At 71.5% G+C, this 26527-nt stretch carries 27 protein-coding genes and 1 pseudogene; 18 read left to right on the top strand and 10 right to left on the bottom strand.

Going from position 1 to position 26527, the window contains the following annotated elements:
• Window positions 1-247 precede the first annotated feature (247 nt).
• The 6 genes from OG447_RS03670 (at window position 248) to OG447_RS03645 (ending at window position 7374) form a co-directional block, all read left to right on the top strand.
• Entirely contained in the window at window positions 248-2149 is a 1902-nt protein-coding gene (locus OG447_RS03670) for a zinc ribbon domain-containing protein (protein WP_266934857.1), read from the top strand.
• A 17-nt stretch (window positions 2150-2166) separates the two neighbouring features.
• Window positions 2167-3621, top strand: a complete 1455-nt coding sequence (locus OG447_RS03665; protein ID WP_266934856.1) for an NAD(P)H-hydrate dehydratase — start codon at window positions 2167-2169, stop codon at window positions 3619-3621.
• 563 nt (window positions 3622-4184) lie between these two features.
• Window positions 4185-5321 (top strand): alanine racemase, encoded by a 1137-nt coding sequence (gene alr, locus OG447_RS03660; RefSeq protein WP_266934855.1) that lies wholly within the window; start codon window positions 4185-4187, stop codon window positions 5319-5321.
• A gap of 20 nt (window positions 5322-5341) precedes the next feature.
• Window positions 5342-6523, top strand: coding sequence for an alpha/beta fold hydrolase (locus OG447_RS03655; RefSeq protein ID WP_266934853.1), 1182 nt, complete (start codon window positions 5342-5344; stop codon window positions 6521-6523).
• 49 nt (window positions 6524-6572) lie between these two features.
• Window positions 6573-7040, top strand: coding sequence for a tRNA (adenosine(37)-N6)-threonylcarbamoyltransferase complex ATPase subunit type 1 TsaE (tsaE, locus tag OG447_RS03650; protein ID WP_266938739.1), 468 nt, complete (start codon window positions 6573-6575; stop codon window positions 7038-7040).
• Window positions 7041-7155: 115 nt separating this feature from the next.
• Window positions 7156-7374: a hypothetical protein gene (locus tag OG447_RS03645; RefSeq protein WP_266934852.1), complete on the top strand. Its 219-nt coding sequence runs from the start codon at window positions 7156-7158 to the stop codon at window positions 7372-7374.
• Window positions 7375-7448: 74 nt separating this feature from the next.
• On the opposite strand, the gene OG447_RS03640 is transcribed toward OG447_RS03645, so the two are convergent.
• Window positions 7449-8006: a hypothetical protein gene (locus OG447_RS03640; protein WP_266934851.1), complete on the bottom strand. Its 558-nt coding sequence runs from the start codon at window positions 8004-8006 to the stop codon at window positions 7449-7451.
• A 117-nt stretch (window positions 8007-8123) separates the two neighbouring features.
• Here OG447_RS03640 and tsaB point away from each other — a divergent pair, with 117 nt between their 5' ends.
• From tsaB to OG447_RS03615, 5 genes are all read left to right on the top strand, one after another.
• Entirely contained in the window at window positions 8124-8786 is a 663-nt protein-coding gene (gene tsaB, locus OG447_RS03635; protein WP_266934850.1) for a tRNA (adenosine(37)-N6)-threonylcarbamoyltransferase complex dimerization subunit type 1 TsaB, read from the top strand.
• Window positions 8783-9292, top strand: a complete 510-nt coding sequence (gene rimI, locus OG447_RS03630; protein ID WP_266934849.1) for a ribosomal protein S18-alanine N-acetyltransferase — start codon at window positions 8783-8785, stop codon at window positions 9290-9292. Before tsaB ends, rimI begins: the two co-directional genes overlap by 4 nt.
• Window positions 9285-10466: a tRNA (adenosine(37)-N6)-threonylcarbamoyltransferase complex transferase subunit TsaD gene (gene tsaD, locus OG447_RS03625; RefSeq protein WP_266934848.1), complete on the top strand. Its 1182-nt coding sequence runs from the start codon at window positions 9285-9287 to the stop codon at window positions 10464-10466. Before rimI ends, tsaD begins: the two co-directional genes overlap by 8 nt.
• Window positions 10463-10735 carry a hypothetical protein gene (locus tag OG447_RS03620; RefSeq protein ID WP_266934847.1) on the top strand — a complete coding sequence of 91 codons (273 nt, stop codon included), beginning with the start codon at window positions 10463-10465 and terminating at the stop codon, window positions 10733-10735. The genes tsaD and OG447_RS03620 overlap by 4 nt, the downstream gene beginning before the upstream one ends.
• A 73-nt stretch (window positions 10736-10808) precedes the next feature.
• The gene (locus tag OG447_RS03615; RefSeq protein WP_266934846.1) at window positions 10809-11444 is read left to right on the top strand and encodes a hypothetical protein; all 636 of its coding nucleotides are present in this window, start codon (window positions 10809-10811) and stop codon (window positions 11442-11444) included.
• 75 nt (window positions 11445-11519) lie between these two features.
• Here OG447_RS03615 and OG447_RS03610 read toward each other — a convergent pair whose 3' ends face one another.
• On the bottom strand, window positions 11520-12716 hold the full coding sequence (locus OG447_RS03610; RefSeq protein WP_266934845.1) for a methyltransferase domain-containing protein: 1197 nt from the start codon (window positions 12714-12716) through the stop codon (window positions 11520-11522).
• A gap of 249 nt (window positions 12717-12965) precedes the next feature.
• On the opposite strand from OG447_RS03610, the gene OG447_RS03605 reads away from it, so the two are divergent.
• A complete protein-coding gene (locus tag OG447_RS03605) occupies window positions 12966-13829 on the top strand; it encodes a polysaccharide deacetylase family protein (RefSeq protein WP_266938738.1) in 864 nt (287 codons plus the stop codon).
• The gene (locus OG447_RS03600; RefSeq protein WP_266934844.1) at window positions 13829-14716 is read left to right on the top strand and encodes a polysaccharide deacetylase family protein; all 888 of its coding nucleotides are present in this window, start codon (window positions 13829-13831) and stop codon (window positions 14714-14716) included. The genes OG447_RS03605 and OG447_RS03600 overlap by 1 nt, the downstream gene beginning before the upstream one ends.
• On the opposite strand, the gene OG447_RS03595 is transcribed toward OG447_RS03600, so the two are convergent.
• Window positions 14707-14994 (bottom strand): hypothetical protein, encoded by a 288-nt coding sequence (locus OG447_RS03595; protein ID WP_266934843.1) that lies wholly within the window; start codon window positions 14992-14994, stop codon window positions 14707-14709. The two genes, OG447_RS03600 and OG447_RS03595, sit on opposite strands and share 10 nt — an antisense overlap.
• Window positions 14987-15151: a hypothetical protein gene (locus tag OG447_RS03590; protein ID WP_266934842.1), complete on the bottom strand. Its 165-nt coding sequence runs from the start codon at window positions 15149-15151 to the stop codon at window positions 14987-14989. Before OG447_RS03590 ends, OG447_RS03595 begins: the two co-directional genes overlap by 8 nt.
• A gap of 127 nt (window positions 15152-15278) precedes the next feature.
• Between OG447_RS03590 and OG447_RS03585 the strand changes: the two genes are divergently transcribed.
• From OG447_RS03585 to OG447_RS03575, 3 genes are all read left to right on the top strand, one after another.
• A complete protein-coding gene (locus tag OG447_RS03585) occupies window positions 15279-16037 on the top strand; it encodes a GntR family transcriptional regulator (RefSeq protein WP_266934841.1) in 759 nt (252 codons plus the stop codon).
• A gap of 270 nt (window positions 16038-16307) precedes the next feature.
• A complete protein-coding gene (locus OG447_RS03580; protein WP_266934840.1) occupies window positions 16308-17069 on the top strand; it encodes an XRE family transcriptional regulator in 762 nt (253 codons plus the stop codon).
• Window positions 17056-17523 carry an NUDIX hydrolase gene (locus OG447_RS03575; protein WP_266934839.1) on the top strand — a complete coding sequence of 156 codons (468 nt, stop codon included), beginning with the start codon at window positions 17056-17058 and terminating at the stop codon, window positions 17521-17523. The genes OG447_RS03580 and OG447_RS03575 overlap by 14 nt, the downstream gene beginning before the upstream one ends.
• A 271-nt stretch (window positions 17524-17794) precedes the next feature.
• Here OG447_RS03575 and OG447_RS03570 read toward each other — a convergent pair whose 3' ends face one another.
• The 4 genes and pseudogenes from OG447_RS03570 to OG447_RS03555 form a co-directional block, all read right to left on the bottom strand.
• On the bottom strand, window positions 17795-19189 hold the full coding sequence (locus tag OG447_RS03570) for an FtsW/RodA/SpoVE family cell cycle protein (protein WP_266934838.1): 1395 nt from the start codon (window positions 19187-19189) through the stop codon (window positions 17795-17797).
• Complete coding sequence (locus OG447_RS03565; RefSeq protein WP_266934837.1) at window positions 19177-20367, bottom strand: LCP family protein; 1191 nt, start codon at window positions 20365-20367, stop codon at window positions 19177-19179. The genes OG447_RS03570 and OG447_RS03565 overlap by 13 nt, the downstream gene beginning before the upstream one ends.
• A gap of 135 nt (window positions 20368-20502) precedes the next feature.
• Window positions 20503-21882 carry a HAMP domain-containing sensor histidine kinase gene (locus OG447_RS03560; RefSeq protein WP_266934836.1) on the bottom strand — a complete coding sequence of 460 codons (1380 nt, stop codon included), beginning with the start codon at window positions 21880-21882 and terminating at the stop codon, window positions 20503-20505.
• Window positions 21875-22360, bottom strand: a pseudogene (locus OG447_RS03555) (response regulator transcription factor); the annotation flags it as partial. The pseudogene OG447_RS03555 and the gene OG447_RS03560, both read right to left, overlap by 8 nt.
• A 403-nt stretch (window positions 22361-22763) precedes the next feature.
• On the opposite strand from OG447_RS03555, the gene groES reads away from it, so the two are divergent.
• Window positions 22764-23072, top strand: a complete 309-nt coding sequence (gene groES / locus OG447_RS03550) for a co-chaperone GroES (protein WP_266934835.1) — start codon at window positions 22764-22766, stop codon at window positions 23070-23072.
• Window positions 23073-23205: 133 nt separating this feature from the next.
• Complete coding sequence (gene groL, locus OG447_RS03545; RefSeq protein ID WP_266934833.1) at window positions 23206-24834, top strand: chaperonin GroEL; 1629 nt, start codon at window positions 23206-23208, stop codon at window positions 24832-24834.
• Window positions 24835-24906: 72 nt separating this feature from the next.
• Here groL and OG447_RS03540 read toward each other — a convergent pair whose 3' ends face one another.
• Together OG447_RS03540 and OG447_RS03535 are read right to left on the bottom strand one after the other, a co-directional pair.
• Window positions 24907-25617 (bottom strand): ester cyclase, encoded by a 711-nt coding sequence (locus OG447_RS03540; RefSeq protein ID WP_266934831.1) that lies wholly within the window; start codon window positions 25615-25617, stop codon window positions 24907-24909.
• Between the two features lie 116 nt (window positions 25618-25733).
• Entirely contained in the window at window positions 25734-26507 is a 774-nt protein-coding gene (locus OG447_RS03535; RefSeq protein ID WP_266934829.1) for an SDR family oxidoreductase, read from the bottom strand.
• Between the last annotated feature and the right edge of the window lie 20 nt (window positions 26508-26527).

Genomic DNA, 26527 nt, shown 5'->3' with positions numbered 1-26527 from the left:
GCAGGCTGGCTCACGTGATGAATCAGGTATCCGTAGTGATCGTCTATGTGCGGTCGGCGGTCGGCCTGCTAGGTGCGGCTGTCGCATGTAGGTACGTGGGTCGAATGTGTGACTCTTCCGCAGTGGTGTCGTTGATCCGATGACAGCATCACGGGTGGGGAGGGGCGGGACTGTGGGTCGGAGAATTCCGCTCGCGAGCGGCGAGACGTCCCGTACCTCTTGCGCCCGTGGCCTCCTGTGTAGGGGTGTGGATGAGGAGACTTGTGAAGTCCTGACCGCGACTGCACTCGCGGAGCGCGTGGGATGGGCCGCTGATCTGATCTCCGGTATGGCCACCGAGCTGATGGCCGCGCGCGGGAACGCAGCCGACGTGGATACCCTCGCCTCGGGTGAGGACGGCGAGGGCCGGAAACTGCCGTCGAATGCCTGGATGGCCCTGCGCCGCCTAGGCTGGACCGTCAGCGCGCCCAAGGGAATCCGTGTCAACGACCGGATCGTTCGGATGGCGCAGGAGCAGGCCGGGCGCGCACTGCGCTCGGCGAAGTGGCGAGCCGATCTCACGGCAGGAGTCCTCAAGACGTGGCCCGCTGACCCCGCAAAGCGCACTGATGAGGAGTGGGAGGCCGTCCGCGAGGCCGTTCCAGGAGGGCAGCTTCTGCCGGGCGGCGTGATCAAGGCTCGCACCCGGCAGGTCGCCTCCTTCTTGAAGCAGCGTGGCCGGATGCCGGTGGATGTGTTCGAGCTGGAGGCCGCGCCCCGGGCTGCGCGGATGCTGCTGCTGTCCGCTTGCGACGGACAGCAGGCCACCATCGGACGTCACGGGAGCGAACCGGGGCGGGCGCTGCTGCGGCTGCAACTACCGACCCGGCCCGATCCGCGCTCCTACCGGGACTGGACATGGGTGTCCTGTCCGGTATCCCTACCGCCGACGATCCCGACCGCTGCGCTGCTGCACCTGCCCACCCTGCGCACCCGCAGCGGCTTCGTGCGCGCTGACCTTGCCTACACTCACGCCGTGCCCAAACCCCGACGTACCGGGCATACTGTTGCGCTCTGTGTGGACTGGGGCGTGAATACCCTGCTGTCCGCCGGGGCCGCCCGATTGCACGACGACGGCACCATCACGGCCCTCGGCTCCGGTGGCCAGTTCCGGGCCGCCGGGGTGCTCGCCAAGCAGCACCGTCTGCGCCGACTGTCCGAGCACCTGCACGCAAAGGCAGACCAGTACCGACGCCTAACCGACGGTAGCTCCCCCGATCCAGCGCTGAACAGCAAGCACACGCTGTTGCTCGATGAGATCCGCCATGTGTCCGAGCGCCGCTCGAACCTGGGCGACGCTCTGGCGTGGGCTGCCGCACGGTGGGCCGTGGATCAGGCCATCACCGCCGGGGCAAGCGTCATCTACCTCGAAGACCTGCGGTCGATGGAAGCCAAGGGTATGGGCCGCACCATGAATACCCGCCTGTCCCAAGCGGTTCGTGGGCGGATCGCCGAGCATATGCGTCATGTCGCCGCCGAGGCAGGCATCGCCATCGTGAGCGTCCCGGCCCGCGGCACCTCCAAACATTGCCCGTACTGCCTGACCCCTCTACGGCACCGCAAAGCCCCCGACCGGGCCAGCACCCCGGGCTGGAAGTGGGCCGTCTGCCCCTCCTGCGGATACCAGGGCGACCGAGACCAGGGCGCATGGAAACGCATCGCCGCCCGTGGCCTGACCCACCAGACCAAGACCGGCACCGACCGCACGACAGGTGCGTTGGCCATCCGCAGCACCGTTGGCGAGCTCGAAACGGCAGCGGTCATCACAGCGGCCGCACCGAAGACCAGCCGGGACCGGTCCAAGACCGGCCCCACCCGGCACAAGGCAACACGCCCCGCGCCCAGGCGACGCAGGGCACCCTCCCCCACCGGGCCGCAAGGCCCGGCGGGCAAGCGTCCGGAGGGACACGCTCACACGGGCCGGCCCGGACTGCCCCGCGCAGCCCATCGGCACCAGGACGTGACGACGATCAGCACACCCACCACCAGCCGACACCGGCCACGGGGAGCGACACTGGGCGCGGGATTCCACCTGCATGCCCACGCCACCCCTTCACGGTGGGAAACTCCCCTGCCAGACACTATGTCTGACATGGGATCACTCAGCTGATCAGAGACGCTGTTCCCATGCGTACTGCTTACAGCGTGGAGACCGTACGGGCCGCCGAGCGGGAGCTGATGGCCCGGTTGCCCGAAGGCGCCCTGATGCAGCGGGCGGCGGCCGGGCTGGCGGCCGTGTGCGCCGGGCTGCTGACCCGGCGTCGGGGCCGGGTGTACGGGGCGCGGGTCGCCCTGCTGGTCGGGCCCGGGGACAACGGCGGGGACGCGCTGTACGCCGGAGCGCGCCTCGCCCGGCGCGGGGCCGGGGTGACGGCCGTGCCGATGGATCCGGAGCGCCTGCACGCGGGCGGGCTGGCCGCGCTCAGGGCCGCCGGCGGGCGGCTGGCGCAGGCGGTACCGGACCGGCCGGACCTGGTGGTGGACGGGCTGCTCGGGATCGGCGGCCGGGGCGGACTGCGGCCGGCGGCCGCGGCCCTGGCCGGGCAGATCCCGCACGGGGTGCCCGTCGTCGCCGTGGACCTGCCGAGCGGCGTCGACGCCGACACCGGGGAAGTGGCGGGGCCCGCCGTGGCCGCCGACGTGACGGTGACCTTCGGGGCGTACAAGCCCGGTCTGCTCATCGACCCCGGCGCCTCCGCGGCGGGCGCGGTGCACCTGGTGGACATCGGGCTGGAGCTGCCGGCCCCGGAGGCGGAAGCCCTCCAGCACGCCGACGTGGCACGGCTGCTGCCGGTGCCGACAGCGTCGAGCGACAAGTACCGGCGGGGCGTGGTCGGCATCCTCGCCGGGTCCGCGCAGTACCCGGGCGCGGCGGTACTGGCCGTGGCCGGGGCCCTGCGCGGCGGCGCGGGTGCGGTGCGGTACGCGGGCCCCGCGGCCGAGGCCGTGCTCGCCCGGTACCCCGAGACGCTGATCGGGCGGGGCCGGGTGCAGGCCTGGGTGGCCGGGCCGGGGCTGGGGGAGGGGCGCGCCGGGGAGGTCGCGGAGCTGCTGGCCCAGGACGTGCCGGTGCTGGTCGACGCGGACGGGCTGCGCGGGCTGGACGCCGGGCTGCTGCGGGCCCGGACGGCCCCCACCCTGCTGACCCCGCACGCGGGGGAGGCGGCGGCGCTGCTGGGCGTGCCGCGGGAGTCGGTGGAGGCGGGGCGGCTGTCCGCGGCGCGCGCGCTGGCCGAGCGGTACGGGGCGGCGGTGCTGCTGAAGGGCTCGACGACGCTGGTCGCCTCCGGCGAGGTCCCGGTGAGGGTCAACCCGACCGGGACCTCCTGGCTGGCCACCGCCGGCAGTGGGGACGTGCTGTCCGGGCTGGCCGGGTCCCTGCTGGCGGCGGGGCTGTCCGGGGCGGATGCCGGGGCGGTGGCGGCGTACCTGCACGGGCTGGCCGGGCGCGGGGTCGCCGGGGCCGGGGCGCCGGTCCTGGCCCATCAGGTCGCCGAAGCCCTTCCGGACGCGTGGCGCGCAGTTTGCCGTGAGCCCTGCGGGCGGCTCGGCGGTGTCGGGTTCGGCTGCGGCCAGGCCTAGCCGGGCCCCTGGGGCTCCGCCCCAGACCCCGCGCCTCAAACGCCGGCGGGGCTGGATTTGGCCCTGGCTTCGCCTCTGGGGGTTGCCAGGCGGCCTGGTCGGTGGGGTCGGTCCGCGGGGCCGCTCCGGGTTGTCTCCTCGGCTCGCGCACTGAGCCCGATCAAGAAGGGTCAGGCCGGTTGCGCGCTCGTCCTGCGGGGACAACCCTGCGCGTCCCCACTCCCCTCCACCACGGCTTCGCCTTCCGAAGCCCGGGCGTGGGGCGGGGTCGCGCAGGAGAGTCCCCGCAGGACGAGCGCGCAACCCAGGCCGCACATGCGTAGCCGGGGCTAAGTGCGCGAGCCGAGGAGACGCTCCGGAGCGGCCCCGCCCCACACCCCGCCAAGCCCCCGCCAGGGCCAAGGCCAAACCCAGCCCCGCCGGCGATTGAGGCGCGGGGTCCGGGGCAGAGCCCCGTGCAGCGGCGCGGCAGACGCACACACCCCGCCAAGCCCCGTGCAACGGCGCCGCACACCCCGCCAAGCCCCGCAAGGGACACCGCGGGGTCTGAGAGACTGTGGGCGATGAACGAGACACCGACGCGCGTGTACGCCGAGATCGATCTTGACGCCGTGCGGGAGAACGTGCGCGCACTGCGCGAGCGGGCGCCCCGGGCCGCACTGATGGCCGTGGTCAAGGCGAACGCCTACGGGCACGGGGCCGTGGCCTGCGCCAAGGCCGCCCAGGAGGCCGGGGCCGCATGGCTCGGGACCGCCACGCCCGAGGAGGCGCTCGCGCTGCGCGCCGCCGGGGTCGAGGGCCGGATCATGTGCTGGCTGTGGACCCCCGGCGGGCCCTGGCGGGAAGCCGTCGAGGCCGATCTGGACGTCTCCGTCAGCGGGCTGTGGGCCCTGGACGAGGTACGGGCCGCCGCCCGCGCCGCAGGCCGCACCGCGCGCATCCAGCTCAAGGCCGACACCGGGCTCGGCCGCAACGGCTGTCAGCCCGCCGACTGGGCGGACCTCGTCGGGGCGGCCGTCGCCGCCCAGGCCGAGGGCACCGTCCAGGTCACCGGCGTCTGGTCGCACTTCGCCTGTGCCGACGAGCCCGGGCACCCGTCGATCCAGCTCCAGCTCGCCGCCTTCCGCGACATGCTCGCGTACGCCGAGAAGGAGGGCGTCGACCCCGAGGTCCGGCACATCGCCAACTCGCCCGCGACGCTCACCCTCCCCGAGTCCCACTTCGACCTGGTCCGCTGCGGACTGGCGGTCTACGGGGTCTCGCCCGCGCCCGAGCTCGGCACCCCGGCCCAGCTGGGCCTGCGCCCCGCGATGACCCTGAAGGCCTCCCTCGCGCTGGTCAAGAACGTCCCCGCCGGGCACGGCGTGAGCTACGGACACCACTACGTCACCGAGACCGGGACGAACCTCGCGCTCATCCCCGCCGGGTACGCCGACGGCATCCCCCGGCACGCGTCGGGCCGCGGGCCCGTCCTCGTCGGCGGCAAGATCCGCCACGTCGCGGGACGGGTCGCCATGGACCAGTTCGTGGTCGACTTGGGCGAGGACCTCGCCCGGGTCGGCGACGAAGCCGTGATCTTCGGGGACGCCCGGCGCGGCGAACCCACCGCCGAGGACTGGGCCGAGGCGTCGGGCACGATCGGGTATGAGATCGTCACCCGTATCGGAGGGCGCGTGCCCCGGGTGTACCTGGGCCGCTGAGGCGGAGTGAGGGCGGCGGCGTGAGCGAGAACTGGCGCAAGGCCGGCTGGGCCGGCGCCGCCATCGGCGTGCTGGCGGCGGGCGCCGCGGCCGGTGTCGCGGTCGAGCGGATCACCGTGGGGCGCGGCATGCGCAGGGAGGCGCGCCTGGCGCTCGACGCCGCAGGGGACTACGGCTCCCTGCGCGGCACCGAGGGGACCTGCCGGGCCGAGGACGCCACCGAGATCTACTACGAGGTCGACGAGCTGCCCGGCGACGGCGTGGCCAAGCGCCGCCTGAGGCGCAAGTCCGCGCCCCCGGCCACCGTCGTCTTCTGCCACGGCTACTGCCTCGGCCAGGACTCCTGGCACTTCCAGCGCGCCGCCCTGCGCGGAGTGGTCCGTTCCGTGTACTGGGACCAGCGCAGCCACGGCCGCAGCGCGCGCGGCATCGCCCAGGCGGACGGTGAACCGGTCACCATCGAACACCTCGGCCGCGACCTGAAGGCCGTCATCGACGCCGCCGCCCCCGAGGGCCCCCTGATCCTGGTGGGTCACTCGATGGGCGGTATGACCATCATGGGACTGGCCGAGCAGTTCCCCGACCTCGTGCGCGAGCGCGTCGTCGGCGTGGCCCTGGTCGGCACGTCCAGCGGCAGCCTCGGCGAGGTGACGTACGGGCTCCCGTCCGTCGGCGTGGGCGCCGTACGCAGGCTCCTGCCGGGCGTGCTCAAGGCCCTCGGCTCGCAGGTCGAACTCGTCGAGAAGGGGCGCAGGGCCACCGCCGACCTCTTCGCCGGCATGATCAAGATGTACTCGTTCGGCTCCCGGGACGTGGACCCGGCCATCGCCCGCTTCGCGGAACGGCTCATCGAGGCCACCCCGATCGACGTGGTCGCCGAGTTCTACCCGGCCTTCCAGGCCCACGACAAGACCGCCGCGCTCCAGCGGTTCGCGGACATCCCCGTCACCGTCATCGCCGGGGCCCGGGACATGATCACCCCGCTCGCGCACAGCGAGGCCATCAAGGAGGCGCTGCCGGGCGCCGAACTGGCCGTCCTGGAGACCGCCGGGCACCTGATGATGCTGGAGCAGCCCGAGACCGTGACCGGGCTGCTGACCGATCTGCTGGCGCGCACGGGGGTGGTGCCCGCAGCGACTAACGTTGGCGGACATGGAAGAAGTACCGCTGGAAGCACAGCGCAGCCCGGCACCGGCGCCTGAGACCGGGTTCCCCACCGAGACCGTCGTCACCATCGGCTCCCCCGACGCGATGCGGGACCTGGGCCGCAGGATCGCAGGCCTGCTGCGCCCCGGCGACCTCGTGCTGCTGACCGGGGAGCTGGGCGCGGGCAAGACCACGCTGACCCGCGGCCTCGGCGAGGGCCTGGGCGTGCGCGGGGCCGTGACCTCGCCGACCTTCGTGATCGCCCGGGTGCATCCCTCGCTGGGCGACGGGCCGCCCCTGGTGCACGTGGACGCGTACCGCCTGGGCGGCGGGCTCGACGAGATGGAGGACCTGGACCTCGACGTCTCGCTGCCCGAGTCCGTGGTCGTCGTGGAATGGGGCGACGGCAAGGTGGAGGAGCTCTCCGACGACCGGCTGCACGTGGTGATCGCCCGGGCGGTCGGCCACGAGGAGGTGCTGGACGACGTACGGCAGGTCTCGCTGCGCGGCGTCGGGGCGCGCTGGTCCGCGGGAGCGGGGCTCGACGCCCTGGCCGGCGTCCTCTCGGAGTAAACGTACCGACAACAGGTCGGCAAGATATTGCGCTATTGGCAGCGCACGTGGTGACATGGTACCGAGAGTTTCTTAGGTATGCCTAAGTTCGGCGTCCCCGGGTTCAGGAGGCACCATGTCGGCACCAGCAGGAGCACAGCGCGACCCCCGGCCGTCCGCCGTGTCGATGCGGGCGCTGCTTGCCGCGGGCCTGGCCGCCAGCGCCGTCTCCACGCCGCCCGCGCGCCAGGACGCCCAGTACGACGACGGGGCGGCCGGGGCCGTCGCGGCGGGCAGGGCGACGGGGGTCGGCGGAGTCGTGGAACAGGCCGCTCCGGAGTCCGAAGCGGCCTGAGCCGTACCGCGTACGGGTGAAGCGGGAGCGGGAGCCGGAGCCGGGTCCGGGACCGACGGCGGCCGCCGAGCCGGTCAGGGAACGACGACGACCTTCGCGCTGATCGTCGCGAAGGCCCACATCGCGTCACCGTCCGCGCGCGACATGCGGATGCCGCCGGTCTTCTTGTTCGGGTCCGGCTCCGGCGTCGCACCGTCCACCCGGGCGCTGAAACCCACCACCACGCCGTCCGAACCGGCGAACCGTACGACGTGCTCGATCGGCACCCCGTCCGATCCGGTGACCGCGCCCGAGCGCGAGCTGACCGAGTAGCTCCCCGCCTTCGGGTGCACCGTGCTCGGCACCACCGCGAAGGACTTGGGCTCCTGCCCCGCGTCTCCCACCAGCCACACCCGCTTCTGGCCCACGGAGTACACGACGCGCACCCCGCTGCCCGAATCGGCCGGCACGGGCAGCGGCTTGGCCGGGTCCACCTTGGCGGGGACCGGGTTCTCGGCGGGGGCCGGGGCCTGCTCGGCCGCCTTCGGAGGATGTGCGGGAGCCGTCGCCGAGGCCTGGTAGCCGAGGAAGCCCACGACGGCGATTGCCGCGGCGGTGAGCCCGGCCACGATTCCCGAGCTGCTGCGTGCCACCTTGCTCCACCCTCCGTGCCGAACGCTCGACTTGTCCACCTCGATCGAAAGGTAGCAGCCGGGTTGCCCGGTGCCCGGCCGCAAGGCCCCCGCTGCCGGGAGTCGTAGGCTGTTCGCGTGCTCCTGCTCGCTGTAGATACCGCCACGCCCGCCGTCACCGTCGCCCTGTACGACGGCGAGTCCGTCCTCGCCGAGTCGAACCAGGTCGACGCCCGCCGCCACGGGGAGCTGCTGCTGCCCTCCGTCGACAAGGTGCTCGCCGAGGCCGGGCTGAAACTCGACGCCCTCACCGGCATCGTCGTCGGAGTCGGCCCCGGCCCCTACACCGGGCTGCGCGTCGGCCTCGTCACCGCCTCCACCTTCGCCGCCGTGCTCGGCGTGCCCGTGCACGGCCTGTGCACCCTGGACGGCCTCGCCTACGCGGCGGGGACCGCCGGAATCGAGGGCCCCTTCACCGTGGCCACCGACGCCCGGCGCAAGGAGGTGTACTGGGCCCGCTACGAGGACCCGCGCACGCGCGTCGCGGAGCCCGCCGTGGACCGCCCGGCCGACATCGCCGACCAGGTCGCGGGGCTGCCCGCGGTGGGCCAGGGCGCACTCCTGTACCCGGAGGTGTTCCCGGACGCGCGGGGCCCCGAGCACCAGTCGGCCGCCGCCCTGGCCGCGCTGGCCGCGGAGCGGCTGGCCGCCGGGGAGGAGTTCCTGCCCCCCGTCCCCCTCTACCTGCGCCGGCCCGACGCGCAGGTGCCCAAGAACTACAAGGTGGTCACCCCACAGTGACCGCGGTGAGCACGGTGCTGCGCGAGATGCGCTGGTGGGACATCGAGCCGGTGCTGGAACTGGAGCACGAGCTCTTCCCCGAGGACGCCTGGTCCGCGGGGATGTTCTGGTCCGAGCTCGCCCACGCCCGCGGCCCGCACGCCACCCGCAGGTACGTCGTCGCCGAGGACCCCTCGGGCCGGCTCGTGGGCTACGCCGGGCTCGCGGCCGCCGGCGACCTGGCCGACGTACAGACCATCGCGGCCGCCCGCGACCAGTGGGGGACCGGGCTCGGCGCCCGGCTCCTGACCGACCTGCTGCGCGCCGCCACCGCCTTCGAGTGCGCCGAGGTGCTGCTGGAGGTACGGGTGGACAACTCCCGGGCCCAGAAGCTCTACGAGCGCTTCGGCTTCGAGCCCATCGGCTTCCGGCGGGGCTACTACCAGCCCGGCAACGTCGACGCGCTCGTCATGCGACTGACCGACCCCGCACAAGCAAGAACTGAGAGCAGTGAGAGCAATGGCTGACGAACCGCTCGTCCTCGGCATCGAGACGTCCTGCGACGAGACCGGCGTCGGCGTCGTCCGGGGCACCACCCTGCTCGCGGACGCGATCGCCTCCAGCGTCGACGAACACGCCCGCTTCGGCGGAGTCGTGCCCGAGGTGGCCTCGCGCGCCCACCTGGAGGCGATGGTCCCGACCATCGAGCGCGCCCTGAAGGAGGCCGGGGTCAGCGCCCGCGACCTCGACGGCATCGCGGTCACGGCCGGACCGGGACTCGCGGGGGCGCTGCTGGTCGGCGTCTCGGCGGCCAAGGCGTACGCGTACGCGCTGGGCAAGCCCCTGTACGGGGTGAACCACCTCGCCTCGCACATCTGCGTGGACCAGCTGGAGCACGGGCCGCTGCCGGAGCCGACCATGGCGCTGCTGGTGTCCGGCGGGCACTCCTCCCTGCTGCTGGCCCCCGACATCACCTCCGACGTAAGGCCGCTCGGCGCGACCATCGACGACGCGGCGGGCGAGGCCTTCGACAAGATCGCGCGCGTGCTCCAGCTGGGCTTCCCCGGCGGACCGGTCATCGACCGGCTCGCGCGCGAGGGCGACCCGAAGGCGATCAACTTCCCTCGCGGGCTGACGGGCCCGCGCGACGCGGCGTACGACTTCTCCTTCTCCGGGCTGAAGACCTCCGTGGCCCGCTGGATCGAGGCGAAGCGGAACGCGGGCGAGGACGTGCCCGTGCGCGATGTGGCCGCGTCCTTCCAGGAGGCCGTGGTGGACGTGCTGACGCGCAAGGCGATCCGGGCGTGCAAGGACGAGGGCGTCGACCACCTGATGATCGGCGGCGGCGTCGCGGCCAATTCGCGGCTGCGCTCGCTCGCGCAGGAGCGGTGCGACAACGCGGGGATCGTCCTGCGCGTGCCGCGGCCGGGGCTGTGCACGGACAACGGCGCGATGGTGGCGGCGCTGGGCGCGGAGATGGTCAAGCGGAACCGGCCGGCCTCGGACTGGGACCTGTCCGCGGACTCCTCGCTGCCGGTGACGGACCCGCACGTGCCGGGCGTCGGAACGGGCGAGGGCGAGGGGCCGGGCAAGGCGGACGGCCACGGACACGCGCAAGGCCATTCGCACGGACACGGACACGGACACGGACACGATCATGACCACGTGCACGAGCTGAGCAAGGACAACCTGTACTCGTGAGCACTGTCGCGCTGATGTGGGAGGCCCGGGCCGCCGACGGCCGGGGCACCGAACTGCTGGAGTGGGCCCGGTCGCAGGTCCTCGCCCGGGAGCCGGTGCGCCGCGAGGTGTTCCGGGCCCCGCAGGACCGGGTGCTCGTGATCACCTGGTGGGAGACGGCCGAGGGCGTGAGCGCGGATCTGCCCGAACTGCCGGAACCCGCACCCGACTTGATCACGCGGGCGGTGCACCGCTGGCGGTTCGAGTCGGTGGGGGTCGACGAGGACTGACCTGCCCGCCGGGCACACGTTCCTGGCGGGGGACTCGACCATGCATGGACGCGGTGCCGCTATGGTCATGTGCATGCCTCGCCGTGACCTGCCGCCCCCGCCGCCTCCCGCGCACCTGCGTGCCTGGCTGGACGAGACGGCCGTACGGGCCGACCGCGCGCGGTTCCTGCTGGACCTGGGCCAACGCAGCCTGGGCCTGGGACGGTTGCTGCTGCTCTGGTCCGTCTCCGCCGTCTTCGCGTTCGGCTGGTCCTTCGTCGGCATGGCCCTCATGGCCTTCGAGGAGGGCGACCTCGTCTCCTGCCTCCTCGGGATCGTCTTCGTCGTGCTCGGCGCGGGCGTGCTGGTCCCCGCCGGGTTCTGGTTCGCCTGGGGCGCCCGGCGCGACCGCCAGGTGCGCCGGCTGCTGTGCGCGTGGGCCGAGGCCGACCGGGACCCGGCGACCGACCGTCAGGTGCGCGCGCCCGGGCGGAGCCTGACCTGGCTGCTGGCCTCCTTCGTACTGGCCGCGGCCGGACTCTGGCTGACCTTCGGCGTCGCGGTGTCGGCCCGGCCGGGGGAGGAGACGTACGGCGAAGTCGCGTACTACATGGGCCTCGGCATGATCCTCTGGATCACCGGACTGCTGGGCGTGGCGAAGGCCGCCGCCCACTACCGCTGGGCCGTACGAGCCTTCCTCCGGGCAGAATCAAGCCCCGCCGGCGTTTGAGGCGCGGGGTCCGGGGCGGAGCCCCGGAAGCCCGGGCGCAGCCCGGGACCGCCCCCGCCCCGGCCCAGCGGCGGATCACCGTACGGGCTTCGCCGCAGGCGCCCCCGTCGGGGCTCCGATCAGCATCGACGGGGCCCCCGCCACGCGGGTCAGGAAGACCGTCGCCGAGTTCGGGCCCTGCGGCTTCACCTTCTTGCGCAGCTCCTCCGGCTCGACCGCTGAGCCCCGCTTCTTCACCGTCAGGACGCCGACCCCGCGCTCGCGCAGCAGCGCCTTCAACTTCTTCAGGCCGAAGGGCAGCACGTCGGTGATCTCGTACGAGGTCGCGTACGGCGTCGCGCGCAGCTCGTCGGCGGTGACGTAGGCGATGGTCGGGTCGATGAGCCGGCCGCCCAGCTGCTCGGCCACCTCGGCCACGAGATGCGCGCGGATGACCGCGCCGTCGGGCTCGTAGAGGTAGCGGCCGACCGGCCCGGCCTCCGGATCGGGCAGCGGATCGGCGGTGTGCAGGGCGCGCGGGCCGGGCAGCAGCGTGGCGCGCACGGTCCCGGGCTCGGTGCCGAACCAGAGCACCGCCTCCTTGACGTCCCCCTGGTCGGAGATCCACTCCGCCTCGGCCTCTGCGGGGACGGCCTCGTGCGGGATCCCCGGGGCGATCTTGATGGCGGCGTACTTCGCCGCGCGGGCGGTCGCCACGGCCCACGACAGCGGCGGCGAGTAGGACTCCGGATCGAAGATCCGGCCGCGCCCGCCGCGCCGGGCCGGGTCGATGAAGACGGCGTCGTACGAGGACACGTCCACGTCCGTCACGTCCGCCTCCCGGACCTCGATCAGGTCCGCCAGCCCCAGCGCCTCGGCGTTGGCCCGCGCGACGGCCACCGTCAGCGGGTCGTGGTCCACGGCCAGCACCCGGATGCCGAGCCGGGCCAGGGCCAGGGCGTCCCCGCCGATGCCGCAGCACAGGTCCGCGAGGCTGCGTACGCCGAGGGCCGCGAGCCGCTCGGCGCGGTACGAGGCCACGGACGCACGGGTGGCCATCTCGCCGCCGCTGGAGGTGAAGTACATCCGGAAGGCGTCCTCCGCCCCGAACTTCGCCACCGCCCGCTGCCGCAGCCGGGCCTGCCCGAGCGCGGCGGACACCAGCCCGGCGGGGTGCTCGCGGCGCAGCCGGGTGGCGACGGCCAGCTCCTGGGCGGGGTCGTAGTCGCGGAGCGAGTCGAGGAGGGCGCGCCCCTCCGGGGTGAGGAGGGCGGCGAAGTCTTCGGGGGTCACGCTCCCATTGTCGGCGACGGGCCGGTGGGGCGGGGCCGGTGCGGGCCGGTGTGGGCCGGCGGCGACGGGCCGCTGTGGGCCAGCCGGAGGAAGGTGGGGCGGCCCGTCGCGGTGTCTTCCGGGGAGTCGGCCCGCGCGGTGCCAGGATGCGCTGCTATGCAGCTAGTCCGACAAAAGGAACATAAGAAGCAACTGGGTCACCGGTCCGCGGCACGTCCGCGCGGCCGGTTCGGGGTGGCGCTGGCCGCGATGCTGGTCGCCGCCCTCGGCACGGCGTGCAGCTCCGCGGAGTCCGGAGCCCCGGACAAGGCCGAGAAGGCCAAGACGGGCAAGGGTGCGGAAGCCGCGGCCGGCGCACTCGGCACCGCCGCGGAGCGGCAGAAGGCAGCCCAGCAGGCGCGCCTCGCCGCGGTCAAGAAGTGGCGCCTGGCCAAGCTGCCGCTCCTCGCCCCGGCGGCGCCGAAGGAGAAGCCCGAGATCGAGACGCGCGATGGCTTCGAGGTGTATGACCACGAAGAGGAGGAACTGCCGCCGGTCTTCACCACCATCCCGACGGAGGACAAGGTCGTCTTCCTCACGATCGACGACGGGGCCGAGAAGGACCCCGAGTTCGTGAAGATGATGCAGGAGCTGAAGATCCCGTACACGGCGTTCCTCAGCGACTACCTCGTGCGCGACAACTACCCGTACTTCAAGGGCATGCAGGCGGCGGGCGTCGTCCTCAACAACCACACGCTCAACCACCGTTACATGCCGGGGCTCTCGTACGAGCAGCAGCGCCAGGAGATCTGCGGCCAGCAGGACATGATCCAGAAGCAGTTCGGCAAGCGGCCCACGCTCTTCCGCCCGCCGTACGGCAACTACAACCAGGACACGCTGCTCGCGGCCAAGGCCTGCGGGATCAAGGCGGTGCCGCTGTGGAACGCCGAGGCGTTCACCAACCGGATGGACTACCGGGAGTGGGACCGCGACCTGCACCCCGGCGACATCATCCTCACGCACTTCCGGGGACGGGAGGACTGGAAGGGCACGATGCCTGACATGATCCGTCATGTCATGAAGACCGTCACGGACAAGGGGTACGCCGTGGCCCGCTTGGAGGACTATCTGTGATGCACGCGCGCCGGTTGGTAGCCGGAACGCTGGCCGCCGGCGCGCTCGCGCTGTCCCTGACGGGGTGCGGGGACAGTGTGGAACCCATCGAACGGCTGGGCCGCAAGACGACACACGCGCCGGACACGGCCACCGCCACCCCGTCGCCGGCCCCGCCGTCGGCGGCGGGGAGCCCGGCGCCGGGAGGCGCGTCGGACGAGGCGTACAAGAAGTGGGGCCTGACGGCCCCCGTCCAGTACGCGCCGAAGCCCGCCCAGAAGCCGGCCCTCCCGAAGCCCGAGGCGGGCAAGGCCCGGGTCGTGGACCGAATACCCGTGCCGGCCGGGGAGAAAATAGTCTTCCTGACCTTCGACGACGGTGCGGAGAAGGACCCCGAGTTCCAGAAGATGGCCGCCGACCTCAAACTCCCGATCAGCATGTTCCTGACGGACAGTGTGGCCGCGTCGGACTACGGACACTTCGAGAAGCTCCGCGACAACGGCTCGGCGAGCACGATAAACAACCACACGCTGACCCACCCGAACCTCCGCACCCTGCCGTTCGCGGCACAGAAGCACGAGATATGCGGCCAGCAGGAGCGCCTGGAGAAGCGCTTCGGCCAGCGGCCGCCGCTCTTCCGCCCGCCCTTCGGCAACTACAACGACGACACCCTCCGGGCCGCCTCGGAGTGCGGAGTCTCGTCCGTGGTCCTGTGGCGGGTGTCGATGCAGATCACCAACTTCCAGTACGCCGAGGGCTCCGCCCTCAAGCCGGGCGACATCATCCTGGCCCACTTCAGGGGCCCGTCCGAGCTCAAGGGCTCGACGGAGACCCAGATGGCGACGCGCATGCTGCAACGCATCCAGGAGCAGGGGTACCGGATCGGGCGCCTGGAGGACTACCTGTAGGGGGCGCCCGGGCCCGGCCGGATGGCCGCGCGGCTCCGGGAGCGGCTCGGCGCCGTCGAGGGCACGCCCCTGACGGGCTCGATGTTGTCGACCGCGGTGGTGAATTCGCGGCCGGAGGCGCCGCGGATGTAGGCCAGCTCCATCCATCGCTCACGCAGGGCGGAGTCCGAGACGTCCTCGTTGATCACGGCCATCAACTCGCCCTCGGTGCCGGAAGCGATGTCGCGGACGCGGCGCCGTAGGAGCCGATGCGGCACGTACTCGTAGCGCTCACTCATCGGGCACTCCCTCGAACGTGACGAGGAAGCGCTCCCAGCCGACCAGTGCCCGGTCGAGTAGATCCGGGCCGTGTCCTATCACCGCAGTCACCCCCGCCGAGGGGGTGTCTTCGGTGCCGATGACGAGCACGTCGCGGCTGCAGCGAATCTGACGCATGGGATCACTCCTAAGCCGTGAGGCCACTTCGCAAAGTAGCCTCTCTAGAGATGTCTCTCGGATCGCTGGTGGAATAGGTGCGTCTCTGGCCCCAGGGTGCCTAGAGAAGCGAAGGAGTAATCGGTTCATGACCAGCCAGGGCAGTGCCCGTCATACGAAGTACCAGCGGATCGCGGATGCGCTGAGGGCGGCTATCCAGTCGGGCGAGTACGGACCGGGCGACCGCCTGCCCGGCGAGAACGACCTCATGGCCACCTACCACGTCGCCCGGATGACCGCACGCCAGGCCCTCGCTGTACTCCAGAACGAAGGCCTCGCAGAGGCACGGAAGGGCGCCGGCGTCTTCGTCCGAGCCTTCAGTCCCTTGCGGCGGCGCGGCATCCAGCGGTTGGCACAGGAGCAGTGGGGCTCGGGCCGGTCCATTTGGTCCGCCGATACCGAAGACCGGCAACTCGTCGTCGACCAGATCGAAGTACGTGAAGAAGGGGCGAGCGACCGAGTCGCCGGCGCCCTCGGCGTTCCGCCCGGTACTCCGGTCTGGGTGCGCGGCCGCCGCTTCGTACTCGACGGCAAGCCGGTGCTGTTCGCGACCTCCCACCTGCCGTCGGACGTCGTCGCTGAATCCGCGATCACTCAGATCGACTCCGGCCCTGGTGGGACGTACGCACGACTGGCCGAACTGGGCCACAAGCCGGTCCACTTCCGCGAGGAGATCCGCTCCCGTATGCCTTCGACAGCCGAGGCAGAGCGCCTCTCGCTCTCGATGGGCACCCCCGTCATCCAGATCGTCCGCACCGCATTCGCTGAAGGAGGGCGGGCTGTCGAGGTGAACGAGATGACTCTCGACTCCGCGTCCTACGTGCTGGAGTACGACTTCGACGCATGACTCGCGGCGCGGTTCCTCATCGCCCGAGCCCTGGATCACAGCGGCGTCCCGGATGAAGTAGCGAGCATCGGCATCTGATGGGGCATGACGGGGCCTCCTTTTCGCGGTGGTGTGGGTCAATTCCCAGTCCTGAGGCACCGTTCGGTGTCATGACTAGGCACGCACCGATGTTCCGTCCCTCGTCAGTGCGTTGGTACCGCGTTCACGGGACGTTTGGGACGTTCCACCGTTACGGTTCGTTGCGTCCCCAACGGTCAGTGGAGGCGAACTATGAATCACGCGCTCCGGCGGGCGATGGCGCATGCCAAGATGACCGAAATGCAGCTCGCAGAAGCTTGCGGGGTCGATGCGAAGACGGTTGGTCGATGGATCACTGAGTCGAATCGCATTCCTCATGCCCGTCACCGATGGGCGGCCTGCGAGGCATTAGGCGAGGAGGAAGCAGCCTTGTGGCCCAACGCCGTCCGGTCGGCACTCACCACCGGGCCGGACAGAGAGATAGTCCAGGTCTTCCCCTACCGCTCGGCAGCGCCGGCAAGCCTGTGGAAGTCCCTGGTGACGAAAGCGCAGCGGGAGCTGGTATTCGCCGGGTACACCAACTACTTCCTATGGCTGGAGCAGGCGAACCTCGCAGGTGCGCTGCGGCGCAAGGCCCAGGGCGGATGTCGCGTGCGCTTCCTGATCGGCGACCCGAGCAGCCCGGTCACCGCAGCCCGGGAAGCCGAGGAGGGCGTACCGCTGACACTCTCCACCCGCATCGCCGTGACACTGAACGAGCTGGAGAAACTGCGTGACGTCAGTGGTATCGAAGGCCGGTTCGAGACGGGTCACGTCAACCTTTCCGTCTTCCGGTTCGACGACGAGATGATCGTTACCCCGATCCTGGCCCGCAGGGTCGGCCATGATTCGCCGATGATGCACTTACGACGCAGGCAGGCGGACGGGATGTTCGACCGTTTCGCCGCTCATGTCGAAGAGCTCTGGAGCCGAGGACGTGACATTCGGGAGACGGGACGAAATGGCCAGGCGTGACTATGAGGACGATCCCAACGCGCCCGAGGCGAACAGTCTGGTGCCCGCGGCTTCAGCCGTCGTCGTGGATGAGGACGGCCGGGTCTTGTTGCAACGACGCACGGACAACGGGATGTGGGCTCTTCCCGGTGGCAAGATGGAGCTGGGGGAGTCCATCGGTGACTGCGCGGTCCGCGAGACTTTCGAGGAGACCGGCATCAGGGTCGAGATCGCCGGGATCGTCGGGACGTACACCGACCCGGGACACGTCTTCGCCTACGACGACGGTGAGGTCCGGCAGGAATTCTCGATCTGTCTTCTCGCCCGACCTACCGGAGGCAGGCTCCGAACGTCTGACGAGTCGTTCGAGGTGGCGTGGTTCGCCCCCGAGGCCATTGACGATCTGCAGATGGGGCCCAGCATCCGTAAACGCATCAACGATTGGCGAGCCGGGCATGGTCCGGTCGTTCGATGACGCAGCCGAGGCTGACGCTGTGTTCTCTGCCGCAGGCGGCTCTTGACCGGCCACTGACGGCCGCCGGACGCCGTCCTTGAGGAGCGCATAGCGATTTGACGCGCTTCTCGCTCCGGCCGGGGGTCTGGTCGGGGTTTTGCTCTGGCTGGGCCGCTGGCACCCGGCCGCTCATCCCTGATCAGGCCCCGCAGGCACATGGCTCCCCGAAGCCACCGGCCCACCCCCCGAAGCTCTGCCCCGCCCCCCCCGAAGCCCCCCAAGCCCCCGCCCCCTACACCCGCACCACCGGCGTGATCGTCGTTTCGGCCGGGCCGCGGGCGTCCGCCTCGCGTCCGCGTTCCGCGCTGTCGCTGATGCGGAGGAGGAGGGCGATCATGATCCAGTTGGCCAGGAGGGACGAGCCGCCCTTGGCCAGGAAGGGCAGGGCCTTGCCCGTCAGGGGGATCAGGCCCGTCACGCCGCCCGCCACCACGAAGACCTGGAGGGCCAGCGCCGAGGCCAGGCCCACCGCCAGGAGTTTGCCGAAGGGGTCGCGGGCGCCCAGTGCCATCCGTAGGCCCCGCTGCACGAGGAGCGCGTACAGGATCAGTACGGCCATCACCCCCGCCAGGCCGAGTTCCTCGCCCACCGTCGTCAGGATGAAGTCGCTGCGCCCCGCGAACGCGATCAGCTCCGGGTGGCCCATGCCCAGCCCGGTGCCGGACATCCCGCCCGTGCCGAAGCTGAACAGCGCCTGCGCGGACTGATCCGAGGTGACGCCCGGGGGCCGGGTCTCCCAGTAGTACGACAGCGGGTTGAGCCAGGCCGCCACCCGCGCCTTGACGTGCGGTTCCGTCGACCCGACCACGAACGCGCCCACCGAGGCCATGACCAGGCCGCACACGATCCAGCTGGTGCGCTCGGTGGCCACGTAGAGCATCACCACGAAGACGCCGAAGAAGATCAGCGAGGTGCCGAGGTCGCGCTCGAAGACCAGAACGAGCATGGACACGATCCACACCGTGATGATCGGTCCGAGCTGCCGCATCGGCGGCAGCCGCACGCCGAGGAACTTGCGGCCCGTCAGGGCCAGCGAGTCCCGGTGGATGACCAGGTAGCCGGCGAAGAAGATCGCGATCATGATCTTCACGAACTCGCCGGGCTGGAGCGAGAACCCGAAGAGCTTGATCCAGCGCTTCGCGCCGTACGTGTCCGCGCCGAAGAACGCCGGTGCGATCAGAAGCACCAGCGCGACGGCCATGGTGATGTAGATGAAGCGTTGCAGCAGGCGGTGGTCGCGCAGCAGGGCCAGCACCAGGATGCAGGCGGCGACCCCGACCACCGTCCACATCAGCTGCCCGGGCGCGTTGGCATCCGAGTTGTACCGCTCGATGTACCCCTGGTCGAGGCGGTGCAGCAGGACCAGTCCGAGCCCGGTCAGCAGCATGGCGAGGGGCAGGATCAGCGGATCCGCGTAGGCCGCGAACCGGCGCACGCCCAGGTGTCCCACCAGCGACAGCAGGGTCAGGCTGATCGTGAAGCCCGTGAGGTTGGCGGGTAGCTCCCCGTTCATCGCCAGGCCCGCGCACACGTGCCCGAACACGGCGATGGTGACGACGAGGAGCAGCAGCAGGGCTTCGGTCCGGCGGCGGGACCCCGCCGTCGTCAGGGGCCTCAGTCCACGCACGGGATGCCGCCGCCGTCCGGGGTGGAGGGGGTGGGCGGCGAAGCCGGCGGTGGCGGGGACGCGGAGGGGGGTGACGCCTCACGTGACACCGGTGCCGGTGCGACCGGGGTCCCCGGTGCGCTCGGGCTCGCAGTCGGCTTCGGCCCGATCTGCTCGGCAATGAGGCGCTTTATCTTCATATCATCTACGACGTTGACGTCCTCCCCATGGTTCCTTCCGAAGCGTTCGATGGGAAGCGTCGTGAAGTGCACCCGGCCGCCGGACAGGTTCTTCGCCTGCTTCACGAACGACAGCAGATCCCACCCCTCGTCCGTCACCACGTCCTGTTTCGCCGCGTCGATCAGCTTGATCAGCTTCCCCGGGTCGGTGAAGGTCCCTGCCGAGTTCAGCTTCTGCGTCGCACCCGCGAGGAAGGCCTGCTGCCGCTTCGTCCGGTCCAGGTCGCCCCCGTCCAGGCCGTGCCGCTGGCGCACGAAGGCGAGCGACTGCCGGCCGTCGAGGGTCTGCCGGCCGGCCGGGAAGTCGGCGCCCGAGTAGCTGTCCTTCACCGCCTTTTTCAGACACACCGGTACGCCGCCCAGCGCGTCCGCCAGGTGGTAGAAACCGGCCAGATTCAGCTCGGCGAAGTGGTCGACCGGGACCCCCAGGAAGGCGCGCACCGTCTCGATCTGCGCCTTCCGCCCCGCCTCCCGGCCGTCCCGCTCCAACTGCCGGGAGTCCTTGACCCCCTGCCCGGCGAGCTGCTCCTGCCTCTTCTCCTTCGCCAGCCCGTACGCCTTCTTGATCTTGTCCTTGCCGTGCCCGGGTATGTCGACGAAGTCGTCGCGCGGGACCGAGAAGGCCTTCGCCTGGCTGCCGTCCCCCAGCACGTGCAGCAGGATCAGGGTGTTCGCGTTGTAGCCGCCGATGTCCGAGCTGCCGGCGTGCAGTTTGTCGAGGACGTCCTGCGGCAGGCCCTGGCCGTTCTGGTCCTTACGGCTGTCCAGACCCATGAGCAGGATGTTCGTATCGCCCGACGTCGACTTCTCGGCGCCTTGCAGGGCCTTGGAACTGCCGATGCCGGCGGCCAGGTCCCGGTACAGGTACCAGGCGCCGCCGCCCGCCATGACCGCCAGCGCCAAGCCCGTGATCAGCAGGGTGCGGCCCAGGCGCCTGCGGCGGGACGGCCGGTGGGGCATCGGGCGGGGCGTCGGGCGGGACGTCGGGCCGGACGTCCGGCGGCCTCGGGCGGTCGTCTTCCTCCGGTGCGCGCTCATGCCTGTCGATGCTGCGGCCCCCGCGCTGAGGAAAACCTGAAGATCCTGAAAGCGGCTTCAGGCCCGCTGCCGCCGCGCGGGCAGGTGCAGGACCAGCCGCGCGCCCCCGGCGGGCGCCGGCAGCGCCCGTACGTCGCCCCCGTGCGCCCGGGCGATCTCCCGGGCGATGGCCAGGCCCAGCCCGGTCCCGCCGCCGGCCCGGCCGCGGTCCGCGTCCAGCCGTACGAACCGCTCGAAGACCCGGTCCCGGTCCGCCTCCGGGATGCCCGGGCCGTCGTCCGTCACCTCCAGCACCGCCCAGCCGTCCCCGGACCCCTCCGCCCGGACCACGACCTCCGCGCGGGCGTGCCGCAGGGCGTTGTCCACGAGGTTGGCCAGTGCCCGCTCCAGCCGCGCCGGATCCCCGGCCGCCGGTACGGGTGCCCGCGCGTCCAGCCGTAGCCCGACCGGGGGCTCACGCCGGCGGGCCAGGTCCTCCGCGGCCAGCAGCGCCAGGTCCACCGGCTCGGTCCGCGGCGGCGGCCCGCCGTCCAGCCGGGCCAGCAGCAACAGGTCCGCCGCGATCCCCTGGAGCCGCTCGGCATCGGCCAGCGCGGCCGCCACCGACTCCCGGTCGGGGCGGTCCATGGCCAGCGCCACCTCCAGCCGGGACCGGACGGCGGCCAGCGGGTTGCGCAGCTCGTGCGAGGCGTCCGCGGTGAACTGCCGCTGCCGCGCGTCGGAGCGCTCCAGCCGGTCCAGCGTGTCGTTGACGGTCCGGGCCAGCTGCGCGATCTCGTCGGCCCCGCCCGGATCCGGAACCCTGCGGTCCAGCTCGCTGGCGGTGACCGCCGCCAGTTCGGTGCGGATCGCCGTCACCGGGCGCAGCGCATGGCCCGTCACCCACCAGGCCAGGGCCGCGGCGAAGCCGATCAGCGGGGGCGCCCCGGCGAGCAGGCCGGCCGCGACGGCCCGGGTCGCGTCGTCCACGTCGCCGAGCACGGTCATCGCGTACACCGTGCCCGCGTCGTGCGCCCCCGGCACGCCGGGCACCTCGACGGCCACCACCGCCCGCCGCTCCAGGCCGGGACGGGCGGGCGGCAGCACGGCCGAGCGGGAGTCCTCACCGGGCCCCGGTCGCAGCTCGCCGAGGTCGGGGGCGTCCTCCGGGTCGCCGCTGGTGGCGACGGTCCGCCCGGCCGCGTCCCGTACGAGGACCAGGTCCACCCCGCCCTCGGGCGCGGGCAGCCGGCCGTCGGGCGGGAGGGTCCGGCTGTCGAGCTGGGCGGCGACCTTGCGGGCGGCGAGTTCGGTGCGGCCGGTGGTGTTGTCGAGCAGATTGGCCCGCAGCAGACTGTGCAGCCACAGCCCGCCGACGGCCAGGACGGCGGCCATCGCGAGGGCCGCGGCCGCGGCGGTGCGCGCGCGGATGCTCGCGCGGGGGCTCGCGCTAGCCACCGTCGGGGGACATGCGGTAGCCGGTGCCGTGCACGGTGAGGATCGAGCGGCGGCCGAAGGGTGCGTCGATCTTCTTGCGCAGCGAGGAGACGTAGACCTCGACGATGTTGGGGTCGATGCCGTGGGGGGCGTCCCAGACCTCGTCGAGGATGTCCTGCTTGGCGACGGCCCGGCCGGGCTGCTCCATCAGACAGGCGAGGACGCCGAGCTCGCGGGCGGTCAGCTCGATGTCCTGGCAGCCGCGCCGGCAGCGGCGGGCCGGTGGGTCGAGGACGAGGTCGCCGACCTGGAGCGTGCCGCGGTCGGGGGCGCCGGCGCGGCGGGCGAGCGCGCGGATGCGGGCGCCCAGGACCACGAAGGAGAACGGCTTGGTGAGGTAGTCGTCCGCGCCGGAGTCCAGGCCCTCGGCCTCGTCGTACTCGCCGTCCTTGGCGGTGAGCATGAGCACCGGGGTGGTGTCGCCGTGGGCGCGCAACCTGGGCCGATGGCGTCGGGTCGGGCTCAGTGCGCGAGCCGAGGAGACAACCCGGAGCGGCCCCGCGGACCGACCCCACCGACCAGGCCCCGGCCGAGCCGCCCGCAGGGCACCCGGCGAAGGCAGGGCCGAATCCAGCCCCGCCGGCGTTTGAGGCGCGGGGTCCGGGGCGGAGCCCCAGGGGCCCGGCCGCAGCTTCGGACGGGCGGCCGGAGCGACACCACCGGCGGCGAGAATTGGCACTCCGCTTGACCGAGTGCTAATCGCCGGAATAGTGTCGCACCTGGCACTCACCCCGGGTGAGTGCCAACGTAGCGACAGGCAGGTCCGGCACCCGCGACGACGGATCGACCTGGTCGCCACCCCAGACAGTTAACCCCGGATCTCCGAAGGGGGAGGTCGGATCGTGACGACCGCCAGCTCCAAGGTTGCCATCAAGCCGCTTGAGGACCGCATTGTGGTCCAGCCGCTCGACGCCGAGCAGACCACGGCCTCCGGCCTGGTCATCCCGGACACCGCGAAGGAGAAGCCCCAGGAGGGCGTCGTCCTCGCCGTGGGCCCGGGTCGCTTCGAGGACGGCCAGCGTCTCCCGCTGGACGTCAGCGTCGGCGACGTCGTGCTGTACAGCAAGTACGGCGGCACCGAAGTGAAGTACAGCGGCGAGGAGTACCTCGTCCTCTCGGCTCGCGACGTGCTCGCGATCGTCGAGAAGTAATTCGCTTCAAGTTTTGATTTGAGCTGCGCCCCTGGTCACCCTGCTGATGCCGGGCGGCGAGGGGCGTAGTTCGTTCCAGGCGGTGGCGGTCGCGGTGAGCGGCCGATCGCAACGAGAGGACTGAACCGCTCCCATGCCGAAGATTCTGAAGTTCGACGAGGACGCCCGTCGCGCCCTCGAGCGCGGCGTCAACAAGCTTGCCGACACGGTCAAGGTGACGATCGGCCCCAAGGGCCGCAACGTCGTCATCGACAAGAAGTTCGGCGCCCCCACCATCACCAACGACGGTGTCACCATCGCCCGCGAGGTCGAGCTGGACGACCCGTACGAGAACCTGGGCGCGCAGCTCGTGAAGGAGGTGGCGACCAAGACCAACGACATCGCGGGTGACGGCACCACCACCGCCACCGTGCTGGCCCAGGCGCTGGTCCGCGAGGGTCTGCGCAACGTCGCCGCGGGTGCTTCCCCGGCCGCCCTGAAGAAGGGCATCGACGCCGCGGTCAAGGCCGTGTCCGAGGAGCTCCTCGCGACCGCCCGTCCGATCGAGGACAAGTCCGACATCGCCGCCGTGGCCGCGCTCTCCGCGCAGGACCAGCAGGTCGGCGAGCTCATCGCCGAGGCGATGGACAAGGTCGGCAAGGACGGTGTCATCACCGTCGAGGAGTCCAACACCTTCGGCCTGGAGCTGGAGTTCACCGAGGGCATGGCCTTCGACAAGGGCTACCTCTCCCCGTACATGGTCTCCGACCAGGAGCGTATGGAGGCCGTCCTCGACGACCCGTACATCCTGATCAACCAGGGCAAGGTCTCCTCCATCCAGGACCTCCTGCCGCTGCTGGAGAAGGTCATCCAGGCCGGCGCCTCCAAGCCGCTGCTGATCATCGCCGAGGACGTCGAGGGCGAGGCGCTCTCCACCCTCGTCGTCAACAAGATCCGCGGCACCTTCAACGCGGTCGCCGTCAAGGCCCCCGGCTTCGGTGACCGTCGCAAGGCGATGCTCCAGGACATGGCCACCCTCACCGGTGCCACCGTCATCGCCGAGGAGGTCGGCCTCAAGCTCGACCAGGCCGGTCTGGACGTACTGGGCTCCGCCCGCCGCGTCACGATCACCAAGGACGACACGGTCATCGTCGACGGTGGCGGCAGCCACGAGGAAGTCGTCGGCCGCGTCAACCAGATCAAGGCCGAGATCGAGTCCACGGACTCCGACTGGGACCGCGAGAAGCTGCAGGAGCGCCTGGCGAAGCTCGCCGGCGGCGTCTGCGTCATCAAGGTCGGCGCCGCCACCGAGGTGGAGCTCAAGGAGAAGAAGCACCGCCTTGAGGACGCCATCTCGGCGACCCGCGCCGCGGTCGAGGAGGGCATCGTCTCCGGCGGTGGCTCCGCGCTCGTCCACGCCGTCAAGGTCCTCGAGGGCAACCTCGGCCTGGCCGGCGACGAGGCCACCGGTGTCGCGGTCGTGCGCCGCGCCGCCGTCGAGCCGCTGCGCTGGATCGCCGAGAACGCCGGTCTCGAGGGTTACGTCATCACCTCGAAGGTCGCCGAGCTCGACAAGGGCCAGGGCTTCAACGCCGCCACCGGCGAGTACGGCGACCTGGTCAAGGCCGGCGTCATCGACCCGGTGAAGGTCACCCGTTCCGCGCTGGAGAACGCCGCCTCCATCGCCTCCCTGCTGCTCACGACCGAGACCCTGGTCGTCGAGAAGCCGGCGGAGGAAGAGGGCGACGCCGGTCACGGCCACGGTCACGGCCACAGCCACTGATCGCGCTCCACGCCGAGAAGGCCCCGTTCCGCATCCGCGGAGCGGGGCCTTCCCCGTGGTCGGCTTCGGGCTTCAGGATCCGTAGGGCGATCCGGACCCGCCCATCTGGCGTTGCAGGGAGCCGGGGTTGTAGTGCCACCAGCCCTCGATGATCTCTCCGTTCTCGCATCGGAAGGTGGTGCTCCCGGACATCTCGTACGTCTTCCCGGTCGGGGCGACTCCCATGAACGTCCCCTTGTGGGTGCCGCGCCAGTTCCACACCGTCGTGACCATGTCGCCCTCGGCCAGCTGGGCCGTCGGCTCGAAGGTCATGTCGAAGGCCGCACGCCACGCCTCCATGTCCGACCGCATGCCCTCGCGTCCGATGACGGTGGGTTCCTCCTTGCTGACGTCGTGGTCGATGTAGTTCGTCGCGAAGCAGTCGTCGAGGACGCTCATGTTGCCGCCCATGGCGGCTTCCTGGAACACCCGGTTGGCGAGCTCCTTGTTGAGGTGCTCGTCGCGGACCACATCGAGGTTCATGAACTTCGGCATTCCCTCGCAGAGGGCCACCATCTCCTGGAACATCCGGTCTGTCTCCGGGAGTTGGGAGTTCTTCATGGCCTCCTCGTACGAGGCGAACTCCACCATGTCCACGTAGTGGTTCCGGGCCTCGCGGTCCTGGCCGATCATCGTGTGCGTGGCGGTGCGCTTGCCGCTGCTCTGCTCGGCCCAGCGGTCGATGAGCGCGTTCATCTCATCGAACCGCCGGGTTTCGTAATCGATCACCTGTACGAATGTCATCGCGTCGCCTCCCGCTGGAGATAGGACATGTCCAGTTTAGGGAGACTTAGCCCGTTTGGCGGCTTCAGGGTCGGCTCTGGTGGCCGCTCACCGGCGGGTCGTGAACGCTACTGACGCTACTGGGGGCCGTACTTGCGGCCCGTACGCGAGGACACCCCGCCCAGCAGCCCGCGCGGCGCCAGCTTCACCACGCCCATCAGCGCCTTGTACCGCGGGTCCGGGATCGACACGGTCCTGCCCCGCGCCAGGTCGGCCAGGGCCGCGGCCACCAGCTTGTCGGCGTCCAGCCACAGCCAGCCCGGGATGTTGTCGGTGCCCATGCCCGCACGCTGGTGGAACTCCGTCCGCACGAAGCCCGGGCACAGCGCCATCAGCCGTACGCCGGAATCCGCGAGGTCCCGCGCCGCGCCCTGGGTGAACTGAACGACCCAGGCCTTGCTCGCCCCGTACGTGCCGCGCGGTACGAACGCCGCGACCGAGGCCACGTTGATCACGCCGCCCCGGCCCCGCTCGCGCATCGAGGAGGTGGCCGCCGAGGTCAGCCGCAGCACCGCCTCGACGTGCACCTTGATCATGGCGAGCTCGTCGGCCATCGAGACCTCGAGGTAACGCCCCTTGTTGCCGAAGCCCGCGTTGTTGACCAGCAGGTCCACGGGGTGCGTGCGGTCGCCGAGGCGGTGCTCGACCGACTGGATGCCCGCGTCGGTGGAGAGGTCGGCGGCCAGCACCTCGGCCTCGATGCCGTGCCGGTCGTGCAGTTCGGTGGCCTGCTCGCCGAGCCGCTTCGCATCGCGTGCCACCAGCACCAGATTGTGGCCCTGGGCGGCGAGCCGCCGGGCGAAGGCGGCGCCGATGCCCGCCGTGGATCCCGTAATCAACGCAGTCGTCATAGGCGCAACCTAGCTTCCCC

Origin of the sequence: Streptomyces sp. NBC_01408 (assembly GCF_026340255.1) — a bacterium.
In the GTDB taxonomy this organism is placed as follows: domain Bacteria; phylum Actinomycetota; class Actinomycetes; order Streptomycetales; family Streptomycetaceae; genus Streptomyces.
This window is presented reverse-complemented; position numbering and strand designations above follow the sequence as displayed.

Coding starts and splice junctions, on each gene's coding strand:
- OG447_RS03665 (WP_266934856.1), top strand. CDS start 2,167: ATGCGTACTGCTTACAGCGTGGAGACCGTACGGGCCGCCGAGCGGGAG.
- alr (WP_266934855.1), top strand. CDS start 4,185: ATGAACGAGACACCGACGCGCGTGTACGCCGAGATCGATCTTGACGCC.
- tsaE (WP_266938739.1), top strand. CDS start 6,573: ATGCGGGACCTGGGCCGCAGGATCGCAGGCCTGCTGCGCCCCGGCGAC.
- OG447_RS03645 (WP_266934852.1), top strand. CDS start 7,156: ATGTCGGCACCAGCAGGAGCACAGCGCGACCCCCGGCCGTCCGCCGTG.
- tsaD (WP_266934848.1), top strand. CDS start 9,285: ATGGCTGACGAACCGCTCGTCCTCGGCATCGAGACGTCCTGCGACGAG.
- OG447_RS03615 (WP_266934846.1), top strand. CDS start 10,809: ATGCCTCGCCGTGACCTGCCGCCCCCGCCGCCTCCCGCGCACCTGCGT.
- OG447_RS03605 (WP_266938738.1), top strand. CDS start 12,966: ATGCTGGTCGCCGCCCTCGGCACGGCGTGCAGCTCCGCGGAGTCCGGA.
- OG447_RS03600 (WP_266934844.1), top strand. CDS start 13,829: ATGCACGCGCGCCGGTTGGTAGCCGGAACGCTGGCCGCCGGCGCGCTC.
- OG447_RS03595 (WP_266934843.1), bottom strand. CDS start 14,994: ATGAGTGAGCGCTACGAGTACGTGCCGCATCGGCTCCTACGGCGCCGC.
- OG447_RS03590 (WP_266934842.1), bottom strand. CDS start 15,151: ATGCGTCAGATTCGCTGCAGCCGCGACGTGCTCGTCATCGGCACCGAA.
- OG447_RS03585 (WP_266934841.1), top strand. CDS start 15,279: ATGACCAGCCAGGGCAGTGCCCGTCATACGAAGTACCAGCGGATCGCG.
- OG447_RS03580 (WP_266934840.1), top strand. CDS start 16,308: ATGAATCACGCGCTCCGGCGGGCGATGGCGCATGCCAAGATGACCGAA.
- OG447_RS03575 (WP_266934839.1), top strand. CDS start 17,056: ATGGCCAGGCGTGACTATGAGGACGATCCCAACGCGCCCGAGGCGAAC.
- OG447_RS03565 (WP_266934837.1), bottom strand. CDS start 20,367: ATGCCCCACCGGCCGTCCCGCCGCAGGCGCCTGGGCCGCACCCTGCTG.
- groL (WP_266934833.1), top strand. CDS start 23,206: ATGCCGAAGATTCTGAAGTTCGACGAGGACGCCCGTCGCGCCCTCGAG.
- OG447_RS03540 (WP_266934831.1), bottom strand. CDS start 25,617: ATGACATTCGTACAGGTGATCGATTACGAAACCCGGCGGTTCGATGAG.
- OG447_RS03535 (WP_266934829.1), bottom strand. CDS start 26,507: ATGACGACTGCGTTGATTACGGGATCCACGGCGGGCATCGGCGCCGCC.